The sequence below is a fragment of the Enterobacter sp. DTU_2021_1002640_1_SI_PRY_ASU_LCPMC_013 genome (genome assembly GCF_032389435.1).
Classification (GTDB): domain Bacteria; phylum Pseudomonadota; class Gammaproteobacteria; order Enterobacterales; family Enterobacteriaceae; genus Enterobacter; species Enterobacter hormaechei_C.
In genome coordinates this window covers 3,245,670-3,266,497 of sequence record NZ_CP135594.1, presented here as the reverse complement: position 1 = coordinate 3,266,497, position 20,828 = coordinate 3,245,670, and the positions used below count along the sequence as shown (strand labels likewise).

General features: G+C 45.3%; 14 protein-coding genes. 8 read left to right on the top strand and 6 right to left on the bottom strand.

The window, feature by feature from the left end; genetic code table 11:
- The first annotated feature begins 244 nt into the window (after nucleotides 1–244).
- Nucleotides 245–499, top strand: coding sequence for a hypothetical protein (locus tag RS584_RS15655; protein WP_315748278.1), 255 nt, complete (start codon nucleotides 245–247; stop codon nucleotides 497–499).
- A gap of 223 nt (nucleotides 500–722) precedes the next feature.
- On the opposite strand, the gene aztD is transcribed toward RS584_RS15655, so the two are convergent.
- The 6 genes from aztD to RS584_RS15625 form a co-directional block, all read right to left on the bottom strand.
- Nucleotides 723–1,976, bottom strand: coding sequence for a zinc metallochaperone AztD (gene aztD / locus RS584_RS15650; RefSeq protein WP_315748277.1), 1,254 nt, complete (start codon nucleotides 1,974–1,976; stop codon nucleotides 723–725).
- A 38-nt stretch (nucleotides 1,977–2,014) separates the two neighbouring features.
- Nucleotides 2,015–2,965, bottom strand: coding sequence for a zinc ABC transporter substrate-binding protein AztC (gene aztC, locus RS584_RS15645; RefSeq protein ID WP_315748276.1), 951 nt, complete (start codon nucleotides 2,963–2,965; stop codon nucleotides 2,015–2,017).
- A gap of 31 nt (nucleotides 2,966–2,996) precedes the next feature.
- Nucleotides 2,997–3,854, bottom strand: coding sequence for a zinc ABC transporter permease AztB (gene aztB, locus RS584_RS15640; RefSeq protein ID WP_315748275.1), 858 nt, complete (start codon nucleotides 3,852–3,854; stop codon nucleotides 2,997–2,999).
- On the bottom strand, nucleotides 3,851–4,588 hold the full coding sequence (gene aztA, locus RS584_RS15635) for a zinc ABC transporter ATP-binding protein AztA (protein WP_315748274.1): 738 nt from the start codon (nucleotides 4,586–4,588) through the stop codon (nucleotides 3,851–3,853). The genes aztB and aztA overlap by 4 nt, the downstream gene beginning before the upstream one ends.
- Before the next feature lie 279 nt (nucleotides 4,589–4,867).
- Nucleotides 4,868–6,841 carry a PhoX family phosphatase gene (locus tag RS584_RS15630; RefSeq protein ID WP_315748273.1) on the bottom strand — a complete coding sequence of 658 codons (1,974 nt, stop codon included), beginning with the start codon at nucleotides 6,839–6,841 and terminating at the stop codon, nucleotides 4,868–4,870.
- 4,245 nt (nucleotides 6,842–11,086) lie between these two features.
- Complete coding sequence (locus tag RS584_RS15625) at nucleotides 11,087–11,938, bottom strand: AraC family transcriptional regulator (RefSeq protein ID WP_315748272.1); 852 nt, start codon at nucleotides 11,936–11,938, stop codon at nucleotides 11,087–11,089.
- A gap of 219 nt (nucleotides 11,939–12,157) precedes the next feature.
- Between RS584_RS15625 and RS584_RS15620 the strand changes: the two genes are divergently transcribed.
- From RS584_RS15620 to RS584_RS15590, 7 genes are all read left to right on the top strand, one after another.
- On the top strand, nucleotides 12,158–13,990 hold the full coding sequence (locus RS584_RS15620; RefSeq protein WP_315748271.1) for a DUF2264 domain-containing protein: 1,833 nt from the start codon (nucleotides 12,158–12,160) through the stop codon (nucleotides 13,988–13,990).
- Nucleotides 13,991–14,026: 36 nt separating this feature from the next.
- Nucleotides 14,027–15,301, top strand: a complete 1,275-nt coding sequence (locus RS584_RS15615) for an oligosaccharide MFS transporter (protein WP_315748270.1) — start codon at nucleotides 14,027–14,029, stop codon at nucleotides 15,299–15,301.
- Nucleotides 15,302–15,339: 38 nt separating this feature from the next.
- Nucleotides 15,340–16,530, top strand: coding sequence for a glycoside hydrolase family 88 protein (locus RS584_RS15610; RefSeq protein ID WP_315748269.1), 1,191 nt, complete (start codon nucleotides 15,340–15,342; stop codon nucleotides 16,528–16,530).
- A gap of 113 nt (nucleotides 16,531–16,643) precedes the next feature.
- Complete coding sequence (gene ompL / locus RS584_RS15605) at nucleotides 16,644–17,342, top strand: porin OmpL (RefSeq protein ID WP_315748268.1); 699 nt, start codon at nucleotides 16,644–16,646, stop codon at nucleotides 17,340–17,342.
- A 52-nt stretch (nucleotides 17,343–17,394) separates the two neighbouring features.
- Complete coding sequence (locus RS584_RS15600; protein ID WP_315748267.1) at nucleotides 17,395–17,961, top strand: DJ-1/PfpI family protein; 567 nt, start codon at nucleotides 17,395–17,397, stop codon at nucleotides 17,959–17,961.
- Nucleotides 17,962–18,241: 280 nt separating this feature from the next.
- Nucleotides 18,242–19,531 (top strand): BNR repeat-containing protein, encoded by a 1,290-nt coding sequence (locus RS584_RS15595; protein ID WP_315748266.1) that lies wholly within the window; start codon nucleotides 18,242–18,244, stop codon nucleotides 19,529–19,531.
- 3 nt (nucleotides 19,532–19,534) lie between these two features.
- Nucleotides 19,535–20,803, top strand: coding sequence for an oligosaccharide MFS transporter (locus RS584_RS15590; protein WP_315748265.1), 1,269 nt, complete (start codon nucleotides 19,535–19,537; stop codon nucleotides 20,801–20,803).
- The last annotated feature ends 25 nt before the right edge of the window (nucleotides 20,804–20,828 follow it).

Below are 20,828 nucleotides of genomic sequence, written 5' to 3'. Positions count from 1 at the left end.
AAAAATACGACAAGGTGTGTGATGCTAGGCTATATCTGGCCATTATAGCCCGCGTACGCATTGGTTACAGTCAGCCAGAACGCCTTTTGTAGAGGAACATCACAGCCCAATAGTATCATTTTTTTGCGGGTGTGTTATGTTATTTTATAACATACAGGCACATATTCCGCATACCGAAAGATAACTGGTTGTTATGCTTTTTTTCATACTGTAGTTTCAGAGGAAGATTTAACAAGAGGTTAACATGAAAATCAGTAAGATAATTGCATTCTCCCTGACAATGGCTTCGACTTCGGCTCTGGCATTTCAGGCGAAAGATACGACTGGTTCAGATCTTTCAGGAAAGCAGTTGCGCACAACAGAAGACAGCATCATCAGTAACTTTTACAGCCAGCATAGCAGGCAGTTCCAGACGACGACTTTAGGAACCTGTGCTGCTGTGGCAGTACCTGGATGCAATTGCCCTTTCTGTTCAATGTTGCGTAGTCAAAAGCTTTGAGATAGTTAAATAAATATATTACTTGTAAGAGCTGAAAGCTGAAAAGATTTTGATGTAATCAACTAGAGCAGTAAATGCTGTAAAGTGAGGTGAATAATATGAAAGGGAATTTGATATTCATGGATGTTATTCCTAGGGTAAATTCAAAAAGATTATTAAAGCCATAAAGTAGATCTGCTATCAGCAGATCTACTGTGAAAGGCGTTGTTAGGTTTTACAAGTATTAATGAGCGTGGTCATCATCATGATGATGAGCTTCATGATCGTGATGTTCACCATGTACTTTTCCTGAACCTCCGACTGCAACAATATTAAATGGCTGCCCTTCGACGCTAATTTCACTGGTCTTTTTAAAAGAAGTAGCGTCTAACACAATAATTTTACTTTTCAACGGATCGGTGACGTAAATTTTATTGTCAGCGACTGCGATTCTCGGCCGCGGATCATTCCAGTGGCCATCCATTGAATAGGGATCAGTGACACGCACTGACTGCGAAATTTCTCCTTTCAGGACATCTATTCGATTAAGCTTTCCGTCTTCTGTAAACACATAGGCGAATTTCGCGCGTACCGGGTCTACAACGAAATGGACTCGACGGGTAGGCAACTGAATCAAACGGAAGCTATCCGATTCGGTAGGGTCGACCAGAATAATCCGGTCTGGCCCATAATTACCGATAAAATATTGCATTCCCTTACCACCGATCAAGGTGGATGTGCTTCCCTCTGGCAACGTTTTCGCGTAGGGAAGGTGCCTGATAACCGGTGCCGCATTTTTTTGCGTAATCAGCAGGAGGCCAGTCTCACATGATAGGGCAAAAGTATCACCCGAGCCGGCTGAGCCGTGAAGTCCGGGGCATAAGGCATCATCACCCACTTTTTTACCTTGCAGGTCCACCACGCGAGCGCCGACAGGTCGTTTTGACGCATCATCAGGGTTGGGAATGGATACGACAGCATAATTATCGTAAGGAACAGCAACGCCGTGATGTGGCGCAACAACATTTACTTTAGTTATATTCTTCTGACCTTTAAGAACGGAGCTTTCACCCAGGATTTGCGCGCTATCTTCCCCGTCAAACCACTGGGCAATTTTGCCCTGACGTTCAACAAAATGACCAGGTTTTTTACCCGTTAGTTCCAGCGGTAATAGTTTTGGAGCGTCAATATCAATGTCTGCATGATCTCCGTGATCATGGAAAGCAATGCCTGAAGCGATTGTGGATACTACGCCAGCACTACCCTGGATAGCGAAAATTGTGGCACCACTTTCGCTGCGAGATAAATTTGCAGGGCCTTTAACATTAAATGTTGCGAGCTTATCTCCATCCAGTGCATCAATAACATTCACCACGGGTTTATCATGATCGGCGACGAACAGACGCCATGCGGTTACGTCTTCATCTGCGAAAGCAGGCATCACAGAAAGGCCCAAAAGCAGCGTTGAGATTGAAGTAGTTAATAAGCGTTTCTTCATAATGTTCTCCATCATATATAAAACTAATCGGCGGGTATTTATGGCTGGGTATTACGGCTATTGCTCGCCGCTGTTGCAATCGCCGTTACGTTATGTTCCATCATTTCCAGGTAGGTAGAAGCCGGTCCTCCTGGTTCTGACAAGGCATCTGTATAAAGCACGCCAGCCACGTTAAGGCCAGCTTCTCTGGCTATTTGTTCAACCAGACGTGGATTGGAAATATTTTCAGAAAAAACCGCTGATGCGTTATTTTCTTTAATTTTCTTAAGTATGCCGGCAACGTCAGCGGCAGAGGCCTCTGATTCGGTGGATATACCCTGAGGGGAAAGGAAATGTATACCATATGCCTGTTCAAAATATTTGAATGCATTATGGCCTACGACGACAGTACGCTTTTCTTGTGGGATCGTAGCGACAGTCTTAATAATTTTATTTTCCAGAGCCGCAAGTTTTTCATCATAAGCACGGGCATTAGCCTGATAAAAATCACAATTACTTTTATCTTGTGCACAAAAGGCTTCTGAAATATTTTTCACATATATTCTGGCATTCCCTACTGATTGCCAGGCATGTGGATCAAACGGTGCAGCATGAAAGACCGCTTTACCGTCATAAAAGTGATAGTGTCCGCCGGCCGGGTCCTGGAGAATATTTGCTCCTTTTGTTGTTTCAATTACCGGTGCGGAAGTTTCACTTGCCTCGATCAACCGTGAAATAAAACCTTCAAGCTGTAAACCATTTACCAGTATGACATCCGCTTTAGACATAGCGATCGCGTCAGCAGGAGAGGGCTCATAAACATGGGCATCGCCATTAGGGCCGACAATAGTACGCAGTTCGATGCGGTCCCGACCGATGTTTCTTGCCATATCGCCAATAACAGAAAAGCTTGCTATGACATTAATTTTCGCTTTCGCTGGGAAAGTAAAAAATAAAAAAAGCATTGATGTCGTCAGGATGCATAAAGACATAAAACCGTGTTTTCTCATTAAATAATTTCCTCGATTTGTAGTGAAAAGATTAACGAAGTTTTTTTAAACGGATATTTTTCACCATCATGGCAGCAGCAGAGACAAGATACATAATTCCCACAGATAATATGATTGACGGTCCTGAAGGTAGCGAAAAATGAAATGAAAATAACAAACCGCTTATACATGCAAGCATTCCTGTCAGGACAGAGGCAATGCACATTGTCGCTACACGTCTCGTCCAGAAACGAGCCGTCACAGCTGGCAAGACCATTACCCCGACAGAGAGTAAAGTGCCGAGTGCCTGAAAACCGGCGACAAGATTCAGTACCACTAGGGCCAGGAAAATAAAATGGACTGGCGATCCCAATCGTGAAACTGAGCGAAGAAATAAAGGGTCAAGGCACTCAGCAATAAGTGCGCGCCAGAATATACAAACCAGCAGAAGTGTGAGCAGCGCGACAGAGAAAATTAACAACAGCGCTTCGTGATTGAGTGCAAGCACTGTGCCAAACAGGACATGCATAAGATCCACACTTGAGCCTCGAAGCGATACAATGAGCACGCCGACTGCGAGTGAGATCAAATAAAAAGCCGCCATTGAAGCGTCTTCTTTTTGCACTGTTAAGCGGGAAACCGCCCCAGCAAAAATAGCAACTATCAGCCCTGCGACAAGCCCACCAATAGTCATCGGTAATATATCTAATCCATAGAGTAAGAAGCCAAATGCAGCACCGGGCAAGATAGCGTGTGACATGGCATCACCAACCAGACTCATACGGCGTAATGTTAAAAAAACGCCAACCGGGCAAGCGCTTAAACAAAGCAGAAATGAACCATAAAGCGCCCGGCGCATAAAACCAAATCCGACAAAAGGTGCAAGAACCCATTCATAAAACCAGCTCATGAATGTGTAGCCTCATGTTGCCCAGGCAAAGCTCCTGCTGTGCCCATATCCTGTGTCGGTAGAAGTGAGGTATGGCGCAGAACTTGTTCTGTTTCGTCCCATGCCACTAATTCACCGTTTAACAACATGGCCTGTGGAAAATGATTTCTAACCAGACCGATATCATGCATGACAGCTAAGACAGTACGTTTCTGAGCATGCCAGCGGTTTATCAGCACAAGCAAGTCATCAATAGTAGTGGCGTCAATGGCATTAAAAGGCTCATCAAGCAAGATGATGTTTGCCTGTTGAAGAATGACCCGTGCGAAGAGCGCGCGTTGAAGCTGCCCCCCGGATAATGCACTAATCTGTCTTTTTTCAAACCCTGCTAATCCTACTGACCCCAATGCATCAATAAGCCGTTTACGATCCTCAATTCTGTGATGACGGAGTAACCCTCTTTCAGGCCACAAACCCAGGGAAACTAAATCTGAAACAGTTGCAGGGAAAGTGCGATCCAATTCCGATATCTGTGGCAGATAGGCAATGCGCGCCTTTGGCTCTACGGCACAGGAGCCACTTAATGGAGCCAGAATCCCTGCGATACCTTTAAGCAGTGTTGACTTACCGGAACCGTTAGGGCCAATGATGGCAGTAAGGGAGCCTTTTTGTATCGTCCCGGTAATATTTTGTATCGCAGGTAAACCCTCATAACCCAGCGCCAGATTTGCAAAACGCAAAGAGTAGTCGTGCATGACATCCATTCCACATAATTAGTTACTTTTTGGAACGTTATAACATAACAATTAAGATGTAAACGTTTAATCGATTTTTTGATAAGGAACGTGCATGTACGAAGCAAGGCTTAATGTAGCGTTAAAATTGATAATCGTTTCAGCGAGTAAGAGAAAACATAAAAGGCTAAGGTTAATTCCCTCAGATAACAGCGAGATTAATTGTTTGATACCTGGCGGAATGTAGGGAGGATCAAGCTGTTGCCATAAAAAATGGTGCCCAAAAGGGCACCAGATGGATCAAGTACCGATTATCCCGCCATTTGATTTAGTAATAACTACTGTTGAAGAGCGTGGTCGTCCGTCTGATCTGGAATCTGGCCAGTTGGAGATAGCTCGAGGGTTGCCCGGATCGGTAATGTCGTCGCCGCCTTCGCCGGGATGCTGGATATTAATAAACAATGTACGGTTGTCCGGCGTAAAAGCGATACCGGTAATTTCACACCCGCGTGGCCCGGTCAAAAAGCGGCGATACTCATTGGTGCCGGGCAGGGTCGCCACCATCTGGTTATTCCCCATCCCTTCATACGCTTTTTTATTAATCGTACTGGAGGAGACATCGGTCTGGATCCACAGCACGCCGCGGTGATCGAAGGAGAGCCCATCAGGGCTGCCGAATTCTGCCCCCTGCATGGAGCCTTTCGCTTCAGGATCGTCACTGTCAGTACGCCCGGCGAGCACCAGAATATCCCACGTAAATTTCGCTGAGGAGGGGTCTGCACCCTCTTCGCGCCAGTGCATGATGTGGCCGAACTGGTTGTTGGCGCGCGGGTTGGCTGCGTCTACCGGGGCTTTGCCCTCTTTACCGCGATCGGAATTGTTGGTGAGCGTGCAATACACGCTGCCTTTCGCATGGGTATCAACAGCGATCCATTCCGGGCGATCCATTTTTGTTGCGCCCACCGTATCGGCAGCAAGCCGCGTTTTGATCAGAAGATCGCCCTGATTGTCGAAACCATTGCTTTGATCAAGGCCATTTTCACCGAAAATCAGCGGCAGCCAGTCGCCGGAACCGTCGTCATTAAATCTGGCGACATAGAGCGTGCCTGACTCCAGCAACTGCATATTTGCCTTGCGATCGCTCGGGTCATATTTGTTTTCGGAGATGAATTTATAGATGTATTCAAATTTTTGATCGTCGCCCATATAGACCACAACGCGGTTATCACCCGCCAGTGTCACGGCGGCACCTTCATGCTTAAAGCGGCCTAATGCGGTATGTTTGCGTGGTGTGGAGGTCGGATCGTAGGGGTCTATCTCCACCACCCAGCCAAAGCGGTTCGGCTCGTTGGGCGTTTTATCGACGCTGAAACGTTCGTCAACCTCGTTCCAGCGATAGGATTCATCGCTATCGCTAATGCCGTAGCGCTTCTCCAGCACGTTACGCGGCGCTTTTTTAACAAAAATATCCGACCAGTTCTCTTCACAGGTCAGGTACGTTCCCCACGGGGTTTGACCATTGGCGCAGTTTTGCATGGTGCCCAGTACCACTTCACCTTGCGGATCGGAGGCGGTTTTCATCAACGCCTGCCGACGCGCCGGACCGCTCAGTTGCATGGGGGTATTGACGGTTATGCGACGAGCAAAGCTGGAGGGACGGACCACGTGCCAGCCCACGTTATCTTTTTCCACCTCGATAACTGATATACCCATCGCATTCTGGCCCTTACGGGCCTTATCAAGATCCCAGTTGGCGGTACCGTCTTTAAACAGCATGCCGTTATCAATGTACTCATGGTTGAGCGCCAGCAGGCCGTGTGTCGGGTTCTCTTCGCCCTGCGGCAGGCTAAACCAGGCCATGCCGTCATGGTGCATACCGGCCTGCGCTGCCTGTTCGTCGGTGGTGTTGCTGGCATCGAATTTAAATTCCGGCAGATTGCCCTTTATGCCCACAGCATCACCCCAGCGATAAAACGGACGGGCTACATAGCCTTCCGGCACGGTGACAGTGTCTGCGGTCGAAACGGGAATGCTGGTGAAGCCCAGCGACACCGCTTTGGATAATGCTGAGGGATTTGCCTTCGCCGCGAAGGCATTTTCCGGCTTGACTAGATAGGGAAAGGAAACGGCAGCGCCGGCCACCATTCCCATTTGCAGAAAGCGGCGACGGGACATAAAAGCGCTGACTACATCAGAAAAGACGGGGTTCACGCTGTGGTTACTGATCTCATCGCTGTGCTCCTTTTTAAACACCGACTTAAGGGGTCTGCTCATATCGACTTCCTGTTGTTTTCTTAGGTTATATGACTCAGAAGAACAGTTTAATAAACAGTTGTTACAAATTTATAACAGGGTGAATGTAACGTGCAGTACGAGATGCGTATTCATCGTTAATTTGAATTTCCGCTTTGATAGTTAACTGGAATATGATCTGATTTAAATAATATATGTTCACTAGCTTTCATCTGCGAAATGTCGATTTGGATATATTTATATTCTAAAAATGAAAACAAGCAATCATCACTTCTGATAGTGTAAAATTCATCAACAATGTTTTTTACTTTGTTGAGCGGCTTTACAACTGAGTTATGTTATAATTCGTAGTGTCAATTATTTGAAACTCGCATGCCATACGGATGACGTTTCAACATCTTCAGTCGGTTTGTACTGGTTTTTACGGCGTGGTAAACCCGTCTAATTATGAGGATGTGCGTGGCTACCCGAGTGAGCCCCCATAAACATGCAACTGCTAGAAAATTCCAATTCTATATTTCTTTGGGTTTGATGCTGCTGAGATTTACCAGACAGAAGCATCCCACCAACGCGTTGCCCTGCGACGGGTCCAGACTCTGACACCATAGTTCCCCGCTGGCGCAAGCCTGTCCGGCTATTACCAAATAATGAACAATGGAATTATTTCACTGGTCGTTTGATAAAACGGGTTGTCTGGCCACCCGAGAAGGGAGCACCGTAAATGACAGGGGGGGGATTTACGGTGCGATAAAGTCAGAAATAATACAGGTAGCTTAAGCCTACAATCAGACCTTCTCTGATCGTCCCTACCCGGGCGTCTCTACCCGTTCCACCATAATCCGCATCCACAGTCGGATAGTAGAATCCGTAAATCGGGCTACGATTATTCAGCAAGTTGGGTGGACCTCAGGTAGACATCCTCGTAAGTGCTCTTAAAAACCAGTCTCGCATGCAGTAGATAAGTTTCTCCTGATTAGAAGTTGTTGCCGACATCAGCTTCCACGCTGACTGCTATAGCGATAATTCAGGCTGGTGTTGAACACGACCTGTAAGTCTGCAACTTGCATGGGGCGCGAGTAGTCCGTGTCGAGCGAAGCCCCCAACGTGCTACATCAGGAATACGATTTCCTTCTTGCCCGCCAGACTGGCTGTTTTCCGGGAGTTTAGTTATCGTCGCCAGCGTATATATAATCCATGCCAATTTTTAGCATGAAGTCAATATTGAGCCTCCAGGTTGCAGATATCTCTTCACCTTGACTCTTTGTATCAAGATTTTCAGTAACGGTTGCAAAACTACGGCTGGGATTGATCAGGGCATAGTAATGATCGTTGCGGGTTCTGCTGTAGCATAAAGCCGGGTTGAATTCCCGGTGAAGTGAAGGGATCAATGCTTTCGCACCAATCTCATAACTGTCAACGATAGAGGCTTTATAAGGTGTTGACGACTCTCTGCTGGAGATACTGGTATCCCAGTTGCTGAATCCGCCGGATATGTGCTCATGAGATCAGGTGGCATAGGCGTTCCGGTCATCACCCAATGTATAGTTGAGGCCAATACGACCAGAAAAATAACTTTCAGATAAAGACTGGCTATCGTCCTGTGTTGTCGGACCAGGGCTGGCATAATTCGGATTGGCAGCCCAGTGTGCGCGATAATGTATCCTTTCCCTGGTGTGGCGTAGGCCGGTAGTTAAATCCAGTAGCTCTGTAAGGGGGAGGGCTGTCTCGCCAACATTGCAAAATGTCGTTAGTAAAACGGCGTTAGATTTGAGCATTCATGGGAACGTACTCCCATCCAGGTATCTCGTTCCAGCCTCCATCATACCGATGCGTACGGTAGGAATGAATATAGTTCATTCCTGATACCCAGAAGAAAGGACAGTCCTCTGTAGAACCCAGCCGCAGCCCCTGAAAAAACTGCTTCTGACGGTTGCTGAACATCGGCCATTAGTGACGGAATAACTTATCACCAATCACCACCCAGGAAAACGAGCATTGCATTTCCATCGTGGTCGAGTTATGAGTCTATGTGGTGAAAATGGCGTCCAGGATGTCAATCATCAGCTTTTCGGTGCCAGCGTTGCACAGGAGTTGCGGATGGGCGATGTGTAGTCACCAACAGGCGTTGGATAACGTGATTGTGAATATGGGACTGAGCAAGTTGCTTGAGCTTCATCCTGTGGCGCTCTTTGGTGGTCCGTGACAAAAGGGTATCGTGTCGCTTGCCCTGCAGGAGCACAGGGGAAGTGTTTATCTTTGATGAGCCCACTTCCGGGCTGGCTTTTGCAGGTGGCTACTCGATTTAAGCAACGGGCATGTACGGGAGCTGTAGTGGTTCTGATTACGCATGATGAAGACCCCATCGCGAGCTGTGCTGACTATCAGATTGTGATACCTCCTGTGACCTCAGAACAGTGAGGGAGTTATTCTACTGCAGGTGCCATTTTTATACGTTGATATGCGGGCCTTACTGGTCCGGTTGACAGGGATATTATGTCGGAACAGTGCGATCAGGAAGTGGCATTACAGGAGCTATGTTGGATCCGATCGCGTTTTTATCGTACTGGACGCCCGCCATGTAGCGATGGTTAATGCTCATCTATCAGGCAATTTCCACAGTGGTTGTTGCTTGCCCGGAGTCAAACTTCAACGGCCAGGGTAGGTTCAGGTGAATTTCACTGGTCGTAAAGCCAAGATTATTCTCCATCGCTGACCCCCAGTAAGTACAAAGAGAGAGGGTTATTACATGGGGCTATCTTACACTTCAGTATGATGAACTCTGGTTGCGTGTCATTTTGTAATAAATGTGCATACTATTTCAGCGATAATATCTGGCTTTCAATATCAGGCAGGGTTAAATTGACGTACTGCTGTTATGTATAATGGGCGATGAAATGAAAGTATTTAGTATTGTTGGAGCGACACTGTTAGTGACATCTTTCCATGCAGCGACATTCGTGTCGACATCGCCTGTGCCTGTTGGTCAGAAAGCGAATGTCACTTCGGTTCCCAATGGTCACGCCATTCCTTCCGAAGCGAAAAATGAAGAAATGACACAGATTGCGCCGATAGCAGGCTGTAACTGTGCTTTCTGCACCGCGTTGCGTGGGGTTGTACGCTGAACATTAATCCCAATTTCAGGTTACTCTATCTGTTGCAATAACGGATCTAAAATAGCAGGTCATATGCTGAACCAATGACGCTCATTTTTCCGCTGATGTTCCAGCGGCTTTGCTATACATATCGATACATGGTATTGCACAAGTCTTAAATGGTTGTTAACGAAGCCTTCACGCTCTGAGATAACCATATTGAGCTCACGTATACACTGACCTGCCTGTAGTTTCTAAAGAAAACTTCACAAGGGGGTAGATGAAAATCAGAAAGATCATTGCCCTGTCTTTAACGATGGCATCGGCACAAGCGATGGCTTTTCAGGCGAAAGATGCACTAGGCGCCCGGGTTTTCAGGGCAGCAGCTAAGAACGGTAGAGAACGGCATTCTCAGTGATTTTTACAGTCAGCACGGTATTACCTCTCAGACGTTACCAATGGGCACATGCATTGCCGTGCCGGTACCAAGTTGTAACTGTCCCTTCTGTTCAATCCTGCGGAGCCAAAAGCTCTGAATTTGTACCTTGTACAGTGTAAAAAACTGGTATATCTGCAAGCCATAATCCCGACTCTGATACTCTGTATCCATCTGTCGGCACTTATGGCCAGTGGGCCCGGTTTGCCCAGTTTCAGGATCTTACAGAACGCAGAAAAAACCTATAAGCCGGTAAAGGTGATGGTGACATAGCACCATCACATCGATCTGTATCAGTCCATCCGAATTAACGAAAGCTGACAGAGTATTCACGATCACCCTGTCATTCCCAGGCGCTGAGCATCGCTTTGGATAAAGTGTTCAGGCTTTTCATAACAAGTCATGATGGTAAGATGATATCTATGAATCACACAGGTATTTGGCATTGGGTCGGAAGGAGTGACCGCATCTAACTTTTCTTTCTGTATTAATATGGAGAATTATGAAGTGCTACAAATGATCTCGCCCCTCAAGCGCGCCATTACTTCAAATTGTTTTCATGAATACTGTCAGCAGGCCCTTCAGGAACAGAAAGGTGGGATGCTGTGAGTGGCTAAGAATTTCAACGGACGAGTTTATTCTTCAGTTTCAGCATGTAAACAAGGCGTTGTATTTCGTGATAGCCGATTTGTAGCTCTGTCTATCCGAATGCCTGAAATAATAGTAGGTGAGAGACTTTCATTTCTGATGGCGTTTACGATATTTCAAAGGAGGGACGCCGATCCCTTTTTTAAATGCAGTAATAAAATAGGTTGCATCGGAATAACCGACCAGATTTCCTATCTCATTGACACTCCTCGGGCTTCGTTGTAGATACTCGCAGGCTTTTCTTAATCTGTAGGTAGTAATATACTCATTAATCTTTTCTCCTGTTTCTGCATGAAATCTCCGGGATATATAGCTTTTTGATTTGTTTAAATCTAATGACATGTTATCCAGGCTGATTTTCTTCATATAATTTTCCTCCACCCATAACATCACCTGAGCGGAAAGCTTGTATTCATTCGCCTGAACATCCTTTTCTGGTGTTGGTAGCATACTGAACAGGGACAGAAGTAAAGTGGCGACATTTTCTCTGTCCAGTTCATGTTCTTCCGCAAGCATACTGTAATGTGTAAACAGAGTAGTAAGCCAGAGATGCAACTCGGTAAGGTCGGCAACAAACGCTTGACTTCCTCGCGTGGACAACTGACTGAATTTCTTTTGATGGTGTGGAAAGGCATCGAAGGAGTGCAATAGTGCACTTTGATCAACATGGATGATTGTCCGACGATAAGTGCTGGCCGTGCTTTCCTCAACCATGATTTTATGCAGAGTGAAAGGTGGGAAGATAAAAAGTCTTCCAGGGCGCAACGTGTAATGCCGGTTATCTGCAATCACCACTCCGTATCCCTCTTCAATATACATAACTTCCAGGCACTGATGCCAGTGATGGTAACGGACAGGATTAGCATTCAGCCGGTTGAACGAGATAATGCTGTCCCGGAGTGGGATATGTTCAAGTTTGTCGGTAATAAACGGAGAAACCATGGTGCAATATTTCCAAGTTTTCAGTTGGAGAATGGTATTAATGAAACGTATTTTTAAATTTTCAACAATAATGTGCCATTACCTTGCTGGATATGTGAAGTTGATAACATTTTGAGCAATAAGTCCTCCTTATCCTCGGCGCATCAACTGGTTCTGTGTTCATCCCGGGTATTTCCTTACCGGAACAGATGGAAAAGACTTTATATCAGAGGTAACAGCATGTGCTACGAGAAAATCAAATCAAATCCTTTGTCCTCAAGGAAGGATGTGATTCACTTTCTTTCCACCTTACTGGAACCGCTCAACAAGCACTTTTCTTCGGACAATGCCGGATTTTCGCTCGGTGATACCTGTGCACATTACGGTCCAGAAATCGCCCGTATGGAAGGGTTATCCCGCGCTTTGTGGGGCGTTTTCCCACTTATGGCTTCCGGAGAGAATGAGCATTTTAGCAATCACTATATTGAGATGATTAAAGCAGGGACAGACCCTCAATCAACGATGTACTGGGGAGACACGGGTCCGTACGACCAACGTCTTGTTGAAATGGCAGTTTATGGCTTGGGACTGGCGCTGTTGCAGGATAGATTGACAGATAAATTCTCTGAAACAGAACTGTCGCATTTTTATCACTGGTTGAATCAGATTTCGACTGCCGTTATGCCGGACAGTAACTGGAATTATTTTGCCATTATGGTTCAGCTGGGTTTTAAACGGGCGGGTTTGCCCTGGGACCCGGACGTCATTAATCAGCGTTTCGAAATGATGGAAGCCTACTATCTGGGAAGGGGATGGTATTCAGATGGCAATGGCCGTCCCCGTGATTATTACATCTCCATGGCATTCCACTTTTATGGTTTGATTTATGCCACGTTGAATAACGAAGACGATCCACTACGGGCAGAAGAACTGCGTAACCGTGCCCGGTTATTTGCAAACGACTTTGTCTACATGTCAGCGGCAGATGGTTCCTCCATTCCTTTTGGTCGTAGTCTGACTTACCGGTTTGCTACTGTCGCGTTCTGGAGTGCAGTGGCCTTTTCTGGGCTGGATGTTCTCGATCCAGGGCAGGTGAAGGGACTGATTTTGCGTAATTTACGGTGGTGGCAGAACAAACCTTTTCTGGATCGGGATGGAATAATGACTCTAGGTTATGCCTATCCCAATTTGGCATTCTGCGAAGATTATAATTCACCGGGATCTCCCTACTGGTCACTAAAGAATTTCCTTATCCTGGCCATTCCTGAAGATAGTGAGTTCTGGTTATCTACAGAACAGCCGCTTCCGACGCTGAAAGAACAACACGTAATTCCTCAGGCTTCACAGATAATTTTGCACCCTGAGAATAGCAGGCATGTTTACATGCTGACTTCCGGACAACTGGAACTTAATAATTACGTCAATACAGAGGCAAAATATACCAAATTTGCTTATTCCTGCCTGTTCGGATTTACCATTGAGCGGGGACGATATGGTATTAAACATGCTGCCTGTGATTCCATGCTACTTCTAAGTGAAAATGATGATTACTGGCGTGGAAGGAGAGGATGTGATCTGGTTTCCGTCCATGATGACTATATCCAGTCTCGCTGGTCTCCGTGGCATGACGTTCATATTGATACATGGCTTGTTCCCTGCGGCGAATGGCACGTTCGTGTTCACCGTATCGACAGCGCTCGAAACCTAAAGGCTGTTGAAGGCGGTTTCGCAGTGATGAATGGCGCAGACATTTTTACTCCGGGAGACGATCGGGAAAGTCATCTCTGCGCAGGAAATGGTTCGAGTGTTATTCGTGATTTATCACCTTATGCTCGCAGGGTACCTGGTTATGTCGTCACTCCTCCCAACAGCAGCATTATGTTTGCTGAATGTGGAGCCATTCCCACTTTGTCGGGTGAGGTCCCTCGAGGGATAAGCTGGTTTGTCAGTGCCGTTTCTGCTGAAGGAGAGAAAAACAGGAAATATACCACCAGACCTCAATTAAGTATTCGGGATAATACTCTTTGTGTCCGTCATGCCGGTAGAGAGAAATATATCTCTGCCAGTATCTGAACCTGCAATAAATGGCTGCATCTTAACGAGGCGTTTATGAAAAATATAACATCATCAAACCGGGCTGAGTATTATAAAATAAGTTCATTTATTTTTATGTACTTCTTCACATGGTCTGCAAGTATTGGACTGCTGGCTATCTGGCTGGGACAAAAAACAAACCTGAGTGGTACCGTCATTGGTACGGTTTTTGCAGTGAATGGTATTTTTTCCGTTATCCTGAAACCCATGTATGGATATATTCTTGACAAGCTGGGAATGAATAAATACCTGCTCTATTTCGTTGTTGCTATGTCTGCACTGATGGCACCGTTCTTTATTTATGTTTATCAGCCTCTGCTGATATCCAGTACTATGCTAGGGATAGTTGTTGGTGCTGTATATCTAAGTTTTGCCTGGTATGCTGGTGTAGCCGCATGTGAATCCTATACGGACCGTTACAGTCGCCTCAATGGGATGGAGTTTGGACAGATACGGATGTGGGGCTCACTGGGTTGGGCGGTGGCATCTTCTTTTTCCGGTATTCTGTTTAATCTTTCTCCTGCATATAACTTTATCCTGGGTAGCGTCACATCCGTGATAATGTTGTTTGTCCTTTTCAGTTTGAAAGTTAATACGCATACTTCTCATGCCAGTGAAGTACTTTCTCAGCAGAAAATTGTGCCCGCGGACGTCTGGGCATTATTAAGAAGTGGTAAATTCTGGGCGTTCTGTATGTATATTGCCGGTGTGGCCTGGATGATGTTCATCGCGGAACAGCAGTTCTCCCGCTATTTTGTGACTTTCTTTGATGATGTACATCAGGGAAATGCGGTATTTGGTTATCTGGGTACCGTACAGTCTGGCATGGAATTTATCATGTATATGGTAATTCCTGCCTTCGTGAATTATGTCGGGGCTAAGAAGGGTCTGTTAATAGTCGGCCTGGTTGTGGGAGCCCGTCTCATCATTTCAGGGGTATGTGATTCCCATCTGCTCATTTCCGTACTCAAACCGCTGTACGGTCTGGAAATCTGCCTGTTACTGGTTTCCATTTTCAAATACATTGCCGAACACTTTGACAAACGCGTTAACGCAACCATGTATCTGCTGGGTTACCAGGCCATGTTGTATGTAGGTAACGTAGTGGTATCTGCCCCAGCGGGTCAGCTCTATGACAAAATCGGCTTTGAAAAGACTTACATTATTATGGGATGTATTGCTCTCGGCTTTACACTGATTTCGACCCTGACACTCTCTGCTTGTCGGAGTAATCGAGACCTCTCAGTCAGAGTTAATAACCCGAATCCCCCAAAAAAAGTCCATCAATAAACAGGTGCCATAAGACCTGATCGTAAAGGAATCGAAATATGTTAAATAATATCGTGAAAGAACCGTTGCTTGATATGACGGATGAATCTCCGGATAACCGTCAGTTTTATGATGAGTTAGCACAGGCACGTCAGCGGGTTCTTGAACTGATCAGCCGTAATTTAACGGATTTCGGTGAGTATTTCCCCGCAGAGACCTGCGTAAATGGCTATTATCCGCTGACAGATAACGTGGAATGGACAACTAGTTTCTGGACCGGACAGCTATGGCTTGCCTGGGAGATGAGCGGGGACGAAAAGTACCGTTTGATGGCTGAAAAAAATGTACGTTCTTTCGGGCTGCGTATTGCTGGTCGCCACGACACGAATACCCATGATCTCGGATTTCTCTACACCCTTTCATGTGTGGCAGCATGGAGGCTGACAGGTAACAGGGACGCCCGTGGTTTTTCCCTGCTCGCAGCTGAAGCATTGCTGGAACGCTTTCATGAGAAAGCCCGTATTATTCAGGCTTGGGGCGATCTTTCTGATCCAGAACAGGCAGGAAGGATGATTATTGACTGCAATATGAATCTTCCGCTGCTGTACTGGGCCAGCGAGCAAACAGGCGATCAGCGTTTTGCACAGGCTGCGTATGAACACGTATGTCAGGCTGCACGCTATCTAATTCGTGAGGACGCATCGACTTACCACACCTATTATATGGATGTCACAAGTGGAGAACCCCGTTACGGCAATACTCAACAAGGTTATGCGGATGATTCCTGCTGGTCGCGGGGACAGGCATGGGGTATTTATGGGTTTACACTCAGTTATCTTTATACTGGCGACAGAAAATTACTGGAACTGGCGAAACGGCTGGCGAATTATTTCCTCAATCGTCTGCCAGAAGACGGCGTGTGTCACTGGGATCTCGCACTGGTCGGCACAGATGCTCTGCGCGACTCATCATCTGCGGCAATAGCGGTCTGTGGATTACTTGAACTTTGTAAACATTTACCAGTGACGGATCCGGAAAAAAAACATTATCTGAATGCATCCAGAAAGATTATGTCTTCATTGACTCAGAACTATCTGGCCGAAAAAAATGACCCCTGTAATGGTTTGCTTAAACATTCTGTATATCATCTTGCCAGTAATAAAGGTGTTGATGAGTGTGCAAGCTGGGGAGATTATTTTTACGTTGAAGCGCTGGTGCGCATGACTCAAAGCTGGAAGCTTTACTGGTAAACAGAACGCCCCTCTGGGGGCGCTCAATTAAGGAGGGTGATGATAGTCTTTAAATAATGTCTTTACTTCTGATAATAATATAATTCATTACTAATTATAAACAGGAAAAAACAATGAAACTCTATAATGCTATTTTAATAGTAGTGCTCACCTCTGCATTTTATTCAGAAATAGCTACTGCTGCCGGATATATTGAAGCAAGGGAAGCGTATAATACAGCCTCCGATAAACATGAACTTGCGTTGCGTGCGGGGTACAGTTTTGAGAATGGCGCAGGGATTATGTATACCAATGCATATAATACTAATCGCTGGAATGAACTTAAAAGCAGTTATAATGAGCTGGAGGGATGGTATCCGGTGTATAAGGCAACACCTGCCTTGACATTCCAGTTGGGTGGGCTAGTTAATACCAGCAATGCGGGGTCAGGTATATCCGGATATGGAGATATAAATTACAAGTTCACCCCAGATTTTAATGTCACTGCCCGTTATCGCTACAATCATAAGAATTACGACACGCTTAATACATTAGGCGAATTTGATAAAAATGACACCCATCAGTTTGTCATGTACTGGAACCTGAAGATTAACGATACCTGGTCCTATACGTTTGAACCAGACTACTACATCGCCGTTAACGATTTCAATCAGAAAACGGGTAAGGACCATAGCTGGGAACTCAATAACAAACTGATTTACACCTACAATCAGCACTGGAAACCGTATCTTGAGTTATCCTGGCTTGACCGTTGGGTCGATTACAATAAGGAACAATATCGTATCAGAGTGGGGGCCCGTTACTATTTCTAACCATCATTATGTTGTGGTCGGTCCACACTGACCGACAGCAAAGGGGGAAATTATGAAAGCTGCGTTACTGATTTCAGACGGTTTTGAAGAGGCCGAAACCGTTATAATTTATGATGTTTTGAAAAGGCTTGGTATTGGTGTTGATATCATATCCTGCTCCGGCTTGATAATGACAAATGCTTATTTTTCTTTATCAATCAATGCAGATAAACGAATTGAAGATATAATGGAGTTCGTTTATGACGCGGTCATCATACCCGGAGGGCCGAAGTCAACTATATCCTTATCATCGAATCAGAAGGTTATCAGCTTTATCAAACGGCATGAAGCATTAGAAAAATGGTTGTGTGCATTGTGCTCGGCGCCGGCACGGGTTCTGGGTATGAACCAGCTTCTTAAAGGGAGACAGTATACTTGCTCCGGTAATTTATGGAAAGGGTGTACTGACGGGATATATACCGGAGAAGATATTGTCGTGGATGGAAATCTTATCACAGGACGAGGTCTGGGAGTTTCTTTTGAATTCGCTTTCCGGATTGCAAATATGATGACAGGTAGACCAGATGAAGTGGTGGCGCAGGAAGAACATATTTACTTCAGACCGGAGAAAACAGATTGAAGGCTTTTATCATGCTTGCACTCATTATCAGTAGAACACATGATAACCACATAAAGCCCATTGGTTATTTCATCGGTAAATATATTTATGCTCTCTGCTGCACAGAGGCGTGGATAATGAATTATTTTCATGTTCAGAAATAGGTGTATAAAGTCTGATGAGCATTTTCTCAAAAATAATTTTTTTGAAAAATCATAAAACATGAATGCAGGTATAGGTTTTAAATCATCAGAAACAACCCATTTTTGACGTTTATTAAAATAAATTCAGGAGACGATACGTGAATAAAAAAAGTGAATCTATAGCCATTTCAGCGATAGGACCCTGCTGTTCCGACTTTACAGTAGATTATGCTCTTCTTGTTCGGGATAAAATATATGTTGCTTATTATGACCCCGAGCATTGCATCACTGTTGCCAGTAGAGAACTGGATGGTAAAGAATGGGTATATAGCCAGCCTCAGGGAGAATGGCTTCCTGATAGAAACCGCTTTATGCATCAGACTGAACATGACAGCCATAATTATTTAACGCTCGCGATGGATAACGAAGGCCATATCCATTTATCAGGAAATATGCACAAAGACAAGTTAGTATGGTTTCGCTCGCAAAAAAATCATGACATTCATTCTCTTGTTCAACAAACAATGACAGGAGAACGAGAAGAAAGCACGACTTATCCGTTATTTTTTTATGGCCATAATGGCGAGTTACTGTTCCGTTATCGTGATGGAGAAAGCGGAAATGGAGATGATATTTATAATCGCTGGAATGACGTGGGGCATTGCTGGGAAAGATTGCTCGATAAACCTCTGCTGAGTGGTATGGGGAAAATGAATGCCTATGCCCGTCTGCCTGTGTTTGGTCCGGATAATCTGTGGCATATGATCTGGATGTGGCGTGACACACCGCATTGTGAAACATGCCATGATCTGTCTTACGCCCGTAGTCCGGATCTGTTGCGTTGGTTTACCCATGACGGAAAACCCATATCATTACCAGCAACACGGGATAGTGGAGACATTGTTGATCCTGCCCCAGTGGAGCACGGACTGATCAATATGAGCCAGAATATCGGCTTTGATAATGCAGGAAATGTATTAATAACGTGGCATCGTTATGATGAAAATGGGAACTCGCAGGCATGGATAGCGCGTCCTGAAGGTGAGCGGTGGATAATAAAAAAACTGAGTGATTGGAACTTCCGCTGGGATTTTAAAGGAATGGGCTCCATCCCACCGGAGGTGATTATCTCCTCGCCATACCATAATGGCAGCTATATTGTTGTGACATTTGCACTGCGCAATGGTATCAGCGGTGAATGGTGGATAGATGATAAGGACCTTACCCTCATTAACACATGTTATGGTGAGGTGAAGCCATTACCAGAAAAATATTATATAGCCGAGCAATGTATTGATCCTTCTGCGGAGGTTCAGATTCTGCCGGAGTTATACCAGACACAACCGACTCACTTCCTCAGATGGGAAGCGCTTCCCATTCAGCGAGATATTGCGACAGAGCAACATGTTGTGCCTTCCACTCTTTGCCTGATGAGTATCTTGGAGTAAATTATGACGATGGCCGTGTCTAATAGAAACGCTTATATCCGCATAAGCCTGTGCTTATTCTTATTTTACTTTTCGTGGTCTGCCACCTGGTCTTTTCTGGCTATTTGGTTAGGGGACAATATTGGGCTCAGTAGTGTGAATATAGGATATGTTCTTTCCGTAAATGCACTATTTGCACTGATTATAAAACCTGTGTTTGGTTATATCATGGATAAACTGGGGCTAAAGAAAAATTTATTGCTCTGTGTGGCAATATGTTCTGTTTTTGCTGCTCCTTTTTTCATTTTTATTTATCAAACTCTGTTACAAACAAACCTGATTGCTGGCATGTTTATTGGTGGGCTTTATCTGGGAACTGCCTACCTTGCAGGGGTTTTAGTTTTTGAATCGTATGCAGACCGTTACAGTAGAGCCTGGGGATTTGAGTTCGGTCAGGTGCGGATGTGGGGGTCCGCTGGTTGGGCCGTGGCCTCTGTATTTTCCGGACAGTTATTTAATATTAACCCTCACCTTAATTTTATTGTTACGTCAGCGGGAACGGTACTGGTCTTTCTTGTTTTACTTTCTCTCAAGACCACCGGCGAGGGCATCGACTGGCAGGCTGTCAATGCGGCTAAAAAAGAAAAGGTTAATAAACAGGATCTCGGACTGCTTTTTCATGACGCAGGTTTCTGGGTGCTGATGCTTTTCTACGGTGGAATCATCTGGATGATGCAGAGTGCAGAACAGCAGTTTCCACGATACTTTGTCACTTTTTTTGCTGATCACCAGACGGGGAATTCCGCTCTGGGATATATGGGGTTTGTACAGTCTGCCTGTGAATTCGCGTTAATGTTTACGGTACCTTTCCTTATCAATCGCATTGGCGCACGAAATGGTCTGCTGCTTGCTGGTTTTATTATCGGATTAAGGCTTATTTTATCCGCATATGCAACACATCCCTGGATGATTATTGTGATTAAACCGATTTATGGCCTGGAGATGTCGTTACTGCTGGTTTCGATTTTCAAATATCTGGCCGCATATTTTGATAAAAGACTGACGGGTACCATCTACATGGTTCTGGGTTGCTTTAACTACTTGGGTATCACGGCAATCAACCCTATTGCTGGTTATTTTTATGATAAACATGGTTTTGCAGATACCTACCTGGTTATGGGGGGAATGGCATGGATTATTACACTTATCGGTATCAAAGTGCTGGGCAAGCAGCGTAAACTTATACAGTCTTCAGCCAGTCAGCGTGATGGGAAACTGTTACGGGGAGATTAACATTATGTCCGGATTTTTATCTTAA